Annotated in this window: 11 protein-coding genes and 2 pseudogenes; 8 read left to right on the plus strand and 5 right to left on the minus strand. The window is 52.5% G+C overall.

The annotated features are described in order from the left end of the window. Positions 1-148 precede the first annotated feature (148 nt). Positions 149-565, plus strand: a complete 417-nt coding sequence (locus HS1genome_RS09775; protein WP_126450840.1) for a hypothetical protein — start codon at positions 149-151, stop codon at positions 563-565. Positions 566-920: 355 nt separating this feature from the next. On the opposite strand, the gene glcS is transcribed toward HS1genome_RS09775, so the two are convergent. Beyond that, complete coding sequence (glcS, locus tag HS1genome_RS09780) at positions 921-2543, minus strand: glucose ABC transporter substrate-binding protein GlcS (protein ID WP_126450842.1); 1623 nt, start codon at positions 2541-2543, stop codon at positions 921-923. A gap of 141 nt (positions 2544-2684) precedes the next feature. Here glcS and glcT point away from each other — a divergent pair, with 141 nt between their 5' ends. The 6 genes from glcT (at position 2685) to HS1genome_RS09810 (ending at position 7728) form a co-directional block, all read left to right on the plus strand. Further along, positions 2685-3542 carry a glucose ABC transporter permease GlcT gene (glcT, locus tag HS1genome_RS09785; RefSeq protein WP_126450844.1) on the plus strand — a complete coding sequence of 286 codons (858 nt, stop codon included), beginning with the start codon at positions 2685-2687 and terminating at the stop codon, positions 3540-3542. Beyond that, a complete protein-coding gene (gene glcU, locus HS1genome_RS09790) occupies positions 3527-4396 on the plus strand; it encodes a glucose ABC transporter permease GlcU (protein WP_229768256.1) in 870 nt (289 codons plus the stop codon). The genes glcT and glcU overlap by 16 nt, the downstream gene beginning before the upstream one ends. A 49-nt stretch (positions 4397-4445) precedes the next feature. Further along, the gene (locus tag HS1genome_RS09795; protein WP_229768255.1) at positions 4446-5477 is read left to right on the plus strand and encodes an NAD(P)-dependent alcohol dehydrogenase; all 1032 of its coding nucleotides are present in this window, start codon (positions 4446-4448) and stop codon (positions 5475-5477) included. A 397-nt stretch (positions 5478-5874) separates the two neighbouring features. Beyond that, a complete protein-coding gene (locus HS1genome_RS09800) occupies positions 5875-6129 on the plus strand; it encodes a hypothetical protein (protein WP_126450846.1) in 255 nt (84 codons plus the stop codon). Next, positions 6126-6536, plus strand: coding sequence for a helix-turn-helix domain-containing protein (locus tag HS1genome_RS09805; RefSeq protein WP_126450848.1), 411 nt, complete (start codon positions 6126-6128; stop codon positions 6534-6536). The genes HS1genome_RS09800 and HS1genome_RS09805 overlap by 4 nt, the downstream gene beginning before the upstream one ends. 70 nt (positions 6537-6606) lie before the next feature. Then, entirely contained in the window at positions 6607-7728 is a 1122-nt protein-coding gene (locus HS1genome_RS09810) for a mandelate racemase/muconate lactonizing enzyme family protein (protein ID WP_126450850.1), read from the plus strand. Between the two features lie 452 nt (positions 7729-8180). On the opposite strand, the gene HS1genome_RS09815 is transcribed toward HS1genome_RS09810, so the two are convergent. Then, complete coding sequence (locus HS1genome_RS09815; protein ID WP_126450852.1) at positions 8181-9263, minus strand: AAA family ATPase; 1083 nt, start codon at positions 9261-9263, stop codon at positions 8181-8183. Between the two features lie 79 nt (positions 9264-9342). On the opposite strand from HS1genome_RS09815, the pseudogene HS1genome_RS09820 reads away from it, so the two are divergent. Continuing rightward, positions 9343-9570, plus strand: a pseudogene (locus tag HS1genome_RS09820) (RNA-guided endonuclease InsQ/TnpB family protein); the annotation flags it as partial. A gap of 390 nt (positions 9571-9960) precedes the next feature. Here the strand turns inward: HS1genome_RS09820 and HS1genome_RS12855 are convergent. The 3 genes and pseudogenes from HS1genome_RS12855 to HS1genome_RS09835 form a co-directional block, all read right to left on the minus strand. Then, a pseudogene (locus HS1genome_RS12855) lies at positions 9961-10110 on the minus strand (RNA-guided endonuclease TnpB family protein); the annotation flags it as partial. Positions 10111-10598: 488 nt separating this feature from the next. Beyond that, a complete protein-coding gene (locus tag HS1genome_RS09830) occupies positions 10599-11873 on the minus strand; it encodes an MFS transporter (protein ID WP_126450854.1) in 1275 nt (424 codons plus the stop codon). 40 nt (positions 11874-11913) lie between these two features. After that, on the minus strand, positions 11914-12264 hold the full coding sequence (locus HS1genome_RS09835) for a carboxymuconolactone decarboxylase family protein (RefSeq protein ID WP_158613790.1): 351 nt from the start codon (positions 12262-12264) through the stop codon (positions 11914-11916). Between the last annotated feature and the right edge of the window lie 26 nt (positions 12265-12290).

The raw sequence follows: 12290 nt of genomic DNA on the forward strand, positions 1-12290 counted from the left end.
TAATAAGACGTGGAGGTCCTCCTGTGGTGAACGGGCTGGTGGATGACTGTGATGTAGCTCACGGAGATCTGGAAATCGACCTTCATCGCCCGTTTGGCGTCGAAATTGTTGAGATAGAGTTTATTTCCACTAGGTACGGGTAGAAACTGTGAGATTAGTTTCGGTACTCCTCATAGTTGCAATTGCAGCTGCCTCCCTAGCGGTTCTAATAAGTCAGGACCTACTGAACCGAGGGGAGAATACATCGTCTAGATATCCCTCCCTGGACAACGTCACCTCGACTCCCAAAGAGGGGATTTACATCGTTAACTCCACCGTGTACTTGGTGTTCTGGGGGAAGTTCGTTGAGATCAGGTTCGATAACGAGACGTTCATGCACGGAGGGCCACTGATGGCCGGCTTCGACGGTATCTACTTAATAGAGAACTCCACCTCCCTGAACTTCGGGGAGGTATCGATCTACAACGGAACTTGGTACGACATATCGCTCCCAGTCTTCCACAGAGCACCTGGAGGGATACCGCGAAGTTTCCTCTACCCTGAGGGCTCACTGATCCCGCTCTGAAGGGACTTAGTAGCACCGTGTGTTTACGAGCTCGCAGTTACCATCATCTATTTAAATGAGGGTTGCCCATTGTGGAAGACTCTCTCCCCTCAATCTCCGTTTAGGTTAAGCGAGCGTCACTTCCCTAGGCGAGGGGTGGTACCCCTACGCTCCGACCGTGGACTCAACGGAGGCCATTTCTAGGGGTGCGGGAACCACCCTAAGTGGGACCCTCAGCCTAGCGAGGTGTGCGACGAAGAGGGAGGCTGCTCCTTTCGGGGCGGGGTAGCTCGCGTTGTTGAGAATCCTGCGGAGTATCAGGATTCCGATGGAAAAAAGGAATGGGAAAAAAGGAATGCCTTTGTTTGATCCTTTCTCAATTATTACCCTTGAGTAAATCGGCAACTAACAACAACGATGGTAGTGACGAGAGGAAAACCAGAGTGTAAAAGTTCAGTAAGAAGTCTCCAGTGGTGGACTGGCTCGGATCAGACGCCCACGGAGGTAGGTAGTTTCCGAGGGGGTGTCCAGGCATACCTATGTAACCAAGTCCTAAGGAAGCCGCAGTTAGCCACTCTGACCTCTCCGTCCCCATGCTGGTATTCAAAGTGTGCATCCAAGTCGCAAGTGCTGCTGGTCCCACTTCCGCCAACTCCAGGAGCGCCCCGTCCAATGTGGACGAGACGTCTGGGAAGAGCCCAGCACTAGAGCCTGGAGAGACCGTGAAGTTGGCCGGATCGGCCGATACGTTGAGAAGGGCCTGGTAGTCGTACCACTGCGAAGGGGTGTTGTAGAAGTCCACCGTGTCGTTCTTGTAGAAGGTGACGGCTTTCCACCTGTTCCACACCTCCTGACCCTGCCAGGAGGCCCAGTACTTCACAAGGGTGAGTCCGGCGTTCTCCTCAGGTCCCTTGGGGACGGCAACTGAGTCCATGACTAGGTCGTAGTAGTACTTAGTCCCAGGGAAGGGCATGGTGAGGACGGAGACGTTGTTCCAACCGACGTACGGCTGCACTGCAGGATATGGAGTTATGTTGTCGAAGTCGAAGAGGTAAGCGTACTCCCAGTTGCCGTTAACAGCGAAGGCCACCTTTCCCTCACCTAACAGCGTTATGGCCTGGCCCTGTGTCAAGGTCTGCCAGCCTGGGTAACTGGCGTTCATGAATGTGAGGTAAATCTGATTAGTTTCATTCAATATCTGAACTACACTGGCGTTGTCCATGGGTAGTGTCCCGTAGTCCAGCTCGGTTACCATTCTAGGACCACCTAGGGATAGGAGAATGGCCTCGTAAAGCATGAACTGTTCGAAACCTCCCTCAGCTCCTCCCTCCACCCAGGCCGGAACTCCGTCCTTAGCGAGGGCCTCCGTGTCGTAGATTAGTGTGCTGAGGTTGTACGGGATGGGTAGTCCGTACTTCTCCAAGAGCGGCTTGCTGATGTACAGGGTGGCTCCTCTATGAACGTTGACAGGCATGGTGTACATGGTTCCGTTGTAGGCAGCGGCGTCGAGGACCTCAGGCACTGCGGTTTTGAAGAGTCCCATCTGCTCCACTATGGGGGTGAAATTGACGTAGGCCGTCTTCCCGTTAGGAGTTGCCTCAACGAACCCAAGCATCATTGGTCCTGTGAGGCTCTGGAAGGTGGCAGGAGGTTTACCGGCCTCGAGAAGGGCTATGATGGCGTACTTAGCGTTCACTCCACCTCCTCCCGGTATGACCTCCGGCTCTATTTTGTATTGAGGGTACGTCTCCTCGAAAGTCGGGATGAGGTGATCTAGCGCTACTTTTCCCGTCGTGGCCCACCAGGTGTAGAACACTAGGGGTGTAACGGAAGTGTTAGAGGGAGGAACGGTCGTGGTGACGTTGCTGGGAGTAGTGGTAGTCACGTGCCTGGAGCTTAAGGCTACGTAAGCTCCCACCGCCGCAACTACAACTATTACTACCACCACCACGGCGAGGACCGTAGTGCTCAACGCCTTCCTGCGAGTACTTCGATTCATTGAGTGACGTAGGGTATGACGGGCTTTAAACTCGAAGCTTAACCTATTAACTAAATGGAGGAGAGACCGGCGGAAATCCTCACGAACGTAACTTAACCAGTTAAGGTAAGTGATTTTAGTCTTCCTGAGCCGATGGTGGCGATGCAGAGGAGTAGTATCGTCCTGGTGGTGCCCACCTTCGTCTTCTCGGCCATCCTAATATACCTCGTGGGATGGAACGTGTACATATCGTTCACGAACTGGTCGTTCTTGAACCCCAGTTACTCCCTAGTCGGTTTCAACACCTTCTCGGAACTCTTCAAACAACAGTTCTTCGCCAACTCCCTGGTTCATTCGTTGGAGCTCTCGGTAGTCGTGGTGGCTGCGGGAAACGCATTGGGAATTTTGTTCGCTGGACTACTTTACTTTCTGAGGTCAAACGTCGCTAGGTCGGTCTACCTCTCCGTTCTCATCCTTCCGCTGGCCGTCTCTATGGCCGTGAACGGGATAGTGTGGCTCTGGCTCTACAACATAAACCTAGGGGTGGATTGGGTCCTAACTGCGATCGGCCTCCCAAGGTTCCCCTGGCTGGCGTCCACCTCCACAATGTTCCCCAGCCTCATGGTCGTGGCCATCTGGGCGTACGCTGGAATTCCAACGCTGTTTTACTTGGCGGGATACATGAACATAGACCGGTCAGTGGTGGAGGCGGCTAGGCTAGACGGTGCCTGGGGAGGGAAGATACTCTTCAGGATCCTCGTTCCCAACTCCCTCAACGCCTTCGTGGTCTCCACGGCCCTCCTCTTCCTCTTTTCCTTCAGGATATTCAGTCTGCCCTACATACTGGCGGGGGGCCCGACTAACGTTTTCCTCCAGACCTCAGTTGTCTACATGTATTACCTCGCCACCACAGAGTTCTTCGCCAGGTCCGCGGCCACCTCGACGGTGATAGTCGTCATTGCGACGGCCGTGATAATACCGTACGCCCTGTTCGCAATAAGGAGGTGGGTGAGGAAGTGAGCGTCAGTCCGGTGGTGAGAGCGACACTGCAGCAAGTCGGACTGGTGCTGGTGTCTGCGATGTGGTTGGTTCCTTTCTACTCGATGGTGATAAACGGTTTCAAGACCAACCAAGGGGCAATTTCAACGCCCGTGTTGCTACCGCCAGCAGTTCCCACCTTGCAGGCCTACACCTCCGTTTGGCCTCAGCTAGAGGGGCCTATAATCAACAGCCTGATCGTCTCGGTGCCAGTTACGGCCCTCTCAGCCTTCTTAGGAGCCATGGGTGCCTATTTCTTCTACGCCCTGACGTACGCCAACAGTAGGTTCTCCGCCGCGGTGAGCGACTTCCTCTTCTCAGTGATAGCCCTGGCCACCTTCATTCCCTACCAGGCCACCATAATACCGCTGACCAGATTCATAGTCTCGCTCAACCTGCTCAACACCTACCTAGGCCTAGTGTTGGCATATATGATATTCTTCGTCCCCACGGGGGCCCTCCTGATGTCTATTTTCATCGCGGTGGTTCCAAAGCAGATCATAGAGGCCGCCAAAATGGATGGAGCCAGCGACCTCAAGATATTCTGGAGGGTAGTTCTACCTCTCACCGTGCCCGCCTTCGTCTCGACCCTCATATTCGTGTTCATATTGAGTTGGAACAACTTCTTCATTCCCCTCGTCCTAACGACTACGCCTTCAATGAAGCTAGTTCCAATCACCGTGGAGTCCTACACCGGCGGCTACGGGACTCTCTACAACGACACCTTCGCGGTCGCCACTCTCGCAAGCGTGATACCGCTCCTGATCTTCATCTTCCTAGGCAGGTACTTCATAAGGGGCCTGGCTGCTTTGGGAGGCGGAGGGAAGGGAGTGTGATTAACGGGTTGGGCTCTCTCCTTTTTAACCTGCCGGAGGTTCGACTGCTGTGAAGTCCAGGAGGATGGTCCTTGGGAGATTCAGTTCCCCCCTCTCACTGGAGAGTTGGGAGGTGCCAGAACCTAAAGGAGAGGAGGTGATCGTGAGAGTTAGGGGCGCAGGGGTGTGTAGGACGGATCTGAGAATATGGAAGGGAACGGAGGCCAAGCCGGGGTTCCATCTACCGCTAGTCCTTGGGCACGAGATCGCGGGAACCGTGGAGGACTTCGGGGAGGCGGTAACAGGCCTGAAGAAGGGAGAGGGAGTTCTCGTCTACTCGGCCTGGACGGACGGAACTTGCAGGTTCTGCAGGAGAGGACTGTACAACATTTGCCCTCACCAGGTCATACCCGGACAGACTACCGACGGTGGTTTCGCCGAGCACGTCGTCGTTCCAAGCCACAGGTGGTTGGTCAAGTTGGGGGACGTCAGTCCGGTGGACGCGGCTCCCCTCGCCGACGCCGGGACTACTTCGATGGGAGCAGTAAGGATGACCTTACCATACCTATGGGTCGGGTCAGTGGTGGTAGTAAACGGAATAGGCGGAATAGGACCGTACACGGTCCAGCTGCTTAAGGTGCTGGCTCCCACGTCCGTCGTGGTGGCCATCTCTAGGTCCGAAGTCCACAGGGAGTTGGCGCTGAAGGCTGGGGCGGACCACGCTTTCTCGCCGAGTGAGGCGATTGAAGAAGTGAGAAGGCTCAGCGGTGGGGAGGGGGCAGCTGCGGCAATAGACCTAGTGGGAACTGAGGAGACAACTAAGTTACTCTCCTCACTCATAAGCATAGATGGCGCCATAGTGTTAGTAGGTATGGAGGGTAGAAACGTCTCTCTTCCAACGTTTGAGACTGCGGTATGGAACAGGAAACTCCTCGGATCGAACTACGGCACAATGAACGACATGTCAGACGTGGTGCGGTTGATGGCCGAAGGTAAGCTGATGCCTTTCGTGGTCAGGAGGAACCTGGAGGAGGCCAACGAGGCGTTGTTAGACCTCGACTCCGGCCGCGTGGTGGGAGGGAGACAGGTGTTAACTCCGTGATCTAAATCGGGGGATTCGACTCAAGTACGGAGGGCGTTGGGGCCCTCCGTAAGCTAGGTGTAGAGCCCCCGTCAGTCGTGTGGAGGAGACTTAGTTACGGCTTTCAGGCGAGCATTATACGTCTATGAGCGAAGAGAGACCCACTTGAACTAAGCGGCCTCTCTAGACCTAACTTCTCTAGGTCTAACGAGAAACCGCACAAAAGCGGTACACATAGCTCGCGACTACATCTACGCGAGATCTCTCGTTGGTCGGAGGACCTACGCTTTGGAGACCTCGTCTCTCTAGAGTTCACCCAATCGATGATTGAGGAACCCGTCAGAGGGCAGGATGTCCTCACGTCCCCTTGCCACACTGTGTTGAGAAAGTTTAAATTCATTAAGCAGTTCAATACCCCATGGCTCCAACGGGAATCACGATGATCTTGAGTCACGACGACTGGAGTCTGGTGACCGAGAAGTACAGTAGGGACGAACTCAGGGTGGTGATGCGAAGTAGGTTGGCCTCACCTGACCTAGATAGGGAGTACGTAATAGGGGAGGTGACGACCAAGGAACCAAGGGTCTTAAACTACCTAGTGAGGGCCATGCGCTCAAGGCCTCGAACTTTCAGAGTGGAGTTGGTGGACGTGGTGAGGGGGAGGGGGAATTGAGGGCTACATTCACCATGGAGGTCAAGCTCAGGGGAGGGATTCTAGAGAGGCTCCTCTCCCTGGGGGCGTACTACTGCGTCGAGAACATAAGCGAAGGGAGGGAGAGGTGGGACGTCCTCCTAGACTCCGCCAAAGTGAGGGAAGTGGTGCCGACTATAAGGACGGTGGCAGAAGAGCTCAGAGTGTTCAGGAGGGAGTTCGATCCACTCCTGTCCGCCAAAGGGAGACTCACTTCGAGGGAAGAGGAGGTCCTGAGGCTCGCTGTGAGAAGGGGTTACTTCGAGTGGCCTCGAGAGGTCGGCCTGGCTGAGCTGGCCTCGGAGCTAGGCGTGACCAGGACCGCGGTTCTCCAGATCCTCAGGAAAGCCATGAAGAAGGTGGCCGAGTCTTACGCGGAGGCCTTTTGAATCGTCGAGTTTCCTTAACCTGTAAACTAACACGGTTTTTAACCGTACGCTAGAAGAAATCAAGGTTAAGATGATCAAGAGGCTGGAGTCCTACATCCTCAGGTACGAGGGTATAAACGACGAACGGGACGCGCTGGCCGTAAAGGCGTTCGCGGAGCACCCGATGGAGGTGGTGCTGGTTCAGGTGGAGACGTCGGACGGGTATGTGGGAGTGGGAGAGTCCCTTGGATACGGGTGCGCGGAGTCGGTGAAGGCCCTGCTGGATACTACGGTTACCTCCCTAGTGAAGGAGGAGGACGAGGAACACATTGAGGGCCTCTGGAACAAAGTGTACAGAGCGACCTTGAGGTACGGCAGGAGGGGGATCGCCGTAGCTGCGTTGAGCGGACTAGACACCGCCCTCTGGGACGTAATGGGTAAAAAGGCTGGGAAGCCTCTCTACAAACTGCTCGGTGCCTCTCAGGACAGGGTGAGGTGCTACGTCACGGGAGGGTACTACTCGCAGCACAAGGACCTAGAGAGACTGAGCGAAGAGGTCGCCTCTTACGTGAAGGCAGGTTTCAAGGGAGTGAAGGTGAAGATAGGAGGAGCGTCTCCAGAACAGGACATGAAGAGGCTAAAGACCGTCAGGGAGGTAGTAGGAGAGGGAATCAACGTGGCGGTAGACGCCAACAACGTATACACCTACGACGAGGCCCTCAAGATGGGGAGGAGACTAGAGCAGTTCGGGGCGTGGTTCTTCGAGGAGCCCATCCAGACAGACCTGATCGAGAGGAGCGCCTCGCTGGCCAGAGAGCTTCAGGTTCCAGTGGCGGGGTACGAGACTGCATTCACGAGGTGGGAGTTCTACGAGATAATGAGGACAGGGGCCGTGGACGTGGTCCAGCCCGACGTCATGTGGTCAGGAGGGGTGTCGGAGGTGATGAAGATAGGGGCGCTGGCAAAGACGCTGGGCTACCCAGTCATACCACACTACTCCGCCTCCGGCGTCTCCCTCGTGGCCAACGCCCACGTGGCCGCAGCGTTAGGGACAGAGTGGTTGGAGACCCACCTGAGAAGGAACGAACTCAGAGACAACTTGTTCAAGGAGAGAATAGAGTACGACGACGGCCACATCGTCCTTCCCAACAGGCCGGGGCTGGGGTTCACCCTAAGGGACGACTTCGTAGAGGCTTTCGGAGGTAAGAGGTGAAGGTGAGGGGCTGGCGTCTGCTGGGGTAAGTCGAAGAGTTCCCTTAATTGAACGGTAAGGAATACGTCGACGGTATCTAAACTCCCGCCCACGACCTTGGTAGTGCTCTGGAACCTCACTAGTCTCTCGATGCGAGGACCTCTGGTTAACCGATGAAACGACAACGGTTTTCCGACAGAAACGAGTTACGGTCGTCACTTACGCTCCATCCAGAACACATTTCCTCGCTTCGTTGAACGATCTATCGCCTACAGACTAGGAGATCGGGTCGTTAAGGTAATAATGAACAATTAACGATGGAAGACTGGGTTTCCTGAGGAGCGTAAGTCCAAAGGACGTCAGCGCGAGGTGATCGGGGGAAGACAACGCCCCACCTCCAGGATGAGGATACTCAAGAGGTGGAATTGCTTGTAGTTCTACGACCATTTCTATGTTAAAATTTATATCAATATCTATCTCGAAAGCGAAAATACCTTACTTATTAGGGGGTCTGATGGACAGTAACCCCTTCCCTCCTCCTTGACTATCCAAGACGAATCAGTTAATTGGTTTAGGTAATTGTAGATTTCGGAATCACTCACTTCTATACCCTCCCTCGCCTCTAACGCTCTCTTTATCTCACTCCAGGTGGCGCAGTTAGTCACCGTTTTCATGACGGTTAAGTACCTACCCGTAGCTATGGCCCTAGTCTTGAGGAAGTTGTCGAACTCCTCCCTTATCAACTCGATCGCGGTACTTATCGTTTTAGATAACGCCTTGTTCAAATCCCTTTCTTCATAGTAATAATACCCAAAGTAGGTGAGCCATCCTGGTATCCCCCCTAATTTTTCATAAATTATATTAAATTCATTAAAATTAATATTTAATTGTTTAAAACCAGATTGTAAAAATTCCTTGCTCTTCTCTGCATCAAAAGGTTGTAGTTCGATCTCGTTCATCGCCCTTCCATAGAGAGGGGACTTAGGGTCGTCTTCGCTTAGGTACCTGTAGAGCAAACCCATTTTGGAACCGCTTAATATTATCTTAATTTTATTCAGATTATCAAAAGAATACGCGAAGGCTGGTAATAAGTTAGCTCCCCTTAAGTTAAGCAATTCCTGTGCCTCGTCGATAGTTATTATTGCCTTATTTTCAGTCCAATCGTTTATGGATTCCAGCAAAGAGGAGATTTTCACCCTCCCGTTTCCTCCCCACTTCAATTTGACTTCGTTACCCATGATCTTCACTCCTTCTATCCGTTCAAAGAAATCGATTATATTCGGAAATTTTCTGATCAATCTATTTATCTCCCTTTGTAATTCCAAGACCAAATCCCTATAAGATATGTAGCCTTTCTCCTCAAACTTCCTTAGATCTACGTAAACGTAGGGGAGGTCGAGTTCACTCAAAGCTATTCGAATTACCGAGGACTTACCTGTCCTTCTGAGTCCTAGAACTAAAGTTATGGGTGAAGATAGGGACTTAATTTTCTCTATCTCCTCCTCCCGATCAAAGAAATCCTTTCTAGACTCCTTAGGTACCGGATCGAAGATCAACTTCTACCCCTAGAAGTAACTTCTACCCCTAGAAGTAAATGAATGTTGTGGTAGTCTCTTGCGTTCACTCCAAGACCTGAAGGAGGTCGGATTAGCGGGTCATGTTTTCGGACGCCCCAAGTGTGGTTGAACAGTAGATAGGGACTACAATGCTTCTCTGAATATTCTTGCTGGGTTTGGACTGCCCTTAGAGCCCATGGACAGGGGACTGCTACACATTCCATTTTCTGAGGGAGTGTGTAGCAAGTTCCTGAAAGCAGTAGTAAATCCTCGTCGGAGGGATTTACCGTCAGTAAGGGCGAGGTAAATCACGGACAGGAAGCCCCTCCTCAGGACCTGCCTCTCCTAGGGCAGACCTCGGGGTGAAGTGCGGTGAGGTCAGCGGCGTTAAGGGGTGTCGTGAAAGAGGACTTTCGTTTCCCACGCACTCCATCTCCCTATGGAAGTTTGGAAGCATGCTTGAATATGGACGCTAATGGTATGAGGGCCGTATCGAGGAGTTTGAACTTGCCTCTAGGTACCGTTTTCACTGGGTCGAGAGTCAAAACGAATGAAAGAGTAGTCGAGTTCAGAAAAAGGGGTCGACGGCGAGGTAGTTGCTGAGGTCGTCGATAGGATCCTGGCTTGTGCGAGAATACAGGGCTTTGTACGAGAGGCTCTTCAACAATTCTTCTATACTTCTCTTGGGGTTCGGGCTTCATTGAATTTTCATGAAATTGTATCCAATTCTCAGCCCTTGGACTTCACCGGAGTCGCGGGGCATTGCCCCGTTCATCCCTCTCCGTCCCTTTAGCGGGGTAACCCCAACCCACACCCGTTCATGGATGTGGGGAAACCCGCACATCTCGTGTAACATCTTGCTACCTTTCGGGAAAATTCATCCACATGTGGTAGCAAGCTTTCAAAATACTTTGGGCATAAGGTATATAAATTTCACGATTTATTGGTAACTGTTAGCGACGGCGTAGGGGCATCTTCCTTAGAGTGGTGGTAGGTAAGCGGTTTACAGCTTGTACTTCCGGTTGGACAACCTTTGTGGGTTTCACCTGTTAACCTCGAGTCCTTTAACTCCTCCTTGATGGATAGGCCGATTCGCTTCAAGGGGACCACTAAGACGGTGAACACGAGTTATAAGACGGCGAGTGCTCAATACTTGGTGTCGTAGGAGGAAGACTGGCATCGGAACTCGTAACTAAACGGTGACTTTACGAAATAGTTCATTAAACTCAAAATTTCGAGTAAAAAGTTGTCGTAAGTTAATGAGATAGAGATAACACAGCCCATCGACATCGAACGAAGTAGTTGAAAGTAAATAAAATATGTAGTAAAAAATTATTAGATGGCGTTCTTCTCCAAAACATTGAGCGGATTGTCCTTAGGTAGAAACGACACCACTAGAGCTGCCAAAAGTAGCGGCACTAACACCACCTCTGTAAGTGTGAGGGCCCAACCTGACGCCGTAGCCCCGTAAGAGGTCAGGAGGAGCGTCACGGCACTAGGCAACACTATGTTCCCCAACCATTGAAAGCCGTAGCCGAAGTTACTGGCGGTAGCTCTAACTCGCGTCGGATACATCTCGTTTAAGTAGAACGGCCACGCTGCCCACTGGGAAAAAAGGAAGAACACGAAGAGGACGTTGAAGGTGAGGACTAGGGATGGTGAAGGTGCCTCAATTATCCCGACGAAGGATAACACGGAAAGTAGGAGGAAAACCACCAACACGTTCCTTCTGCTCAACTTGTTCCCGAGCATCCCCACTATGGCGTACCCCACGGCCGCGATGGCGAAGGAGATGAACTCGTAGAGGATCGTGTCGACGAAGCTGAGGTGTTTGACGGTTGTATAGTACACCGGCAACGATATCAGGGTGACCGCGACCGAGCCCGCAGCTATCACCGTGTAGATTGCCATTAGGACGCTCTTCCTCCTGAGGTCCGCTTGAAACATCTGGGAGAACGGGTTCTTGACGGCCTTCGATAAGTCGGCCTCGTACTTTGTGGAGACGCCAGCACCTTTCTTCGCGGCCTCTCTAGCCCTTCTCAGGTCTAGGAACCTGTCTGTTTCGTCCAAGGTCTTCCTGAGTAGCAGCAGTATTAGCGCTGGAGCTACACCCACCAAGAACACGTACGGAAGATAGACGTGCCCTAAGGTGAAGAGATATATCAGTGCGGCACCTAGCGCCTGTCCTAGAGGAAAGGCTATAGCTATTACTGTGAGCATGAGCCCCCTCCTCTCTGGAGGTGTAGTCTCGCTGGTTATAGTGAAACCGAGCGGTTCATCTGGCCCCGTTCCTAGAGACGTCACGGACCTAGAGAATATTAAGGTACCCAATGTACTCGAAAACGCCGTGAACAGAGACCCTAGAGAATAGAGTAGGACCGTCACCATGAAGAGGGGTTTCCTACCAAGCGTGTCCGCTAAAGCTCCGAAGGCGAAAGCGGCCACCGCAGAGACGAAGAAAGAGACGTCAGTTATTACAGTGATCTCGCCTAAGGAGAGGTGAAACAAGGGAATGAGAGCTGGGATGGCCCCCAAGAAAAGCTCGAAGTCCATAGTCATGAGCATCACCCCCACAAACGTGGAGACGACGTATTTGTGATACTTCTCCATTATTTGATTCTAGTGTAAAGGAATTTAAAAGAGTACTCTTTCATACTCCAAATTTCCTTTTGTATATCGAGAGTGCGGTAACGAGCGTAGGAACGCCTGTGAAGATGAAGGCGACTTTTATCGCATCAAGGATCTCTTCCGGTGTGGCACCTGCAGCCACGGCCTGATCCATGGAGTGCTCTATGGCCTTCTCGTGCCTTAAGGCGGAAACCACGGCCATCCGTATGAGCGAGACGGTCTTACTGTCAAGGGAGGTGAACTTGAACGCGCGCGACCACACTTCCGACCAAGACTCTAAGAGTTCGGGGTCCCTTGACGCGAGGACTTCGTGGAAATCTTCCACGAACCCCCTACTCTCCTTAATTGACTTGAGAAGTTCTTCTTTGTCCACGGTTGGGCAATTGTAGTTCAGCCTAA

Origin of the sequence: Sulfodiicoccus acidiphilus (genome assembly GCF_003967175.1) — an archaeon.
GTDB classification, from domain to species: Archaea; Thermoproteota; Thermoprotei_A; order Sulfolobales; family Sulfolobaceae; genus Sulfodiicoccus; species Sulfodiicoccus acidiphilus.

Bases quoted from the DNA above. Each gene is read 5' to 3' on its own strand.
- HS1genome_RS09830 (WP_126450854.1), bottom strand. From the start codon at position 11,873: ATGGAGAAGTATCACAAATACGTCGTCTCCACGTTTGTGGGGGTGATG.
- HS1genome_RS09810 (WP_126450850.1), top strand. From the start codon at position 6,607: ATGATCAAGAGGCTGGAGTCCTACATCCTCAGGTACGAGGGTATAAAC.
- HS1genome_RS09800 (WP_126450846.1), top strand. From the start codon at position 5,875: ATGGCTCCAACGGGAATCACGATGATCTTGAGTCACGACGACTGGAGT.
- glcT (WP_126450844.1), top strand. From the start codon at position 2,685: ATGCAGAGGAGTAGTATCGTCCTGGTGGTGCCCACCTTCGTCTTCTCG.
- glcS (WP_126450842.1), bottom strand. From the start codon at position 2,543: ATGAATCGAAGTACTCGCAGGAAGGCGTTGAGCACTACGGTCCTCGCC.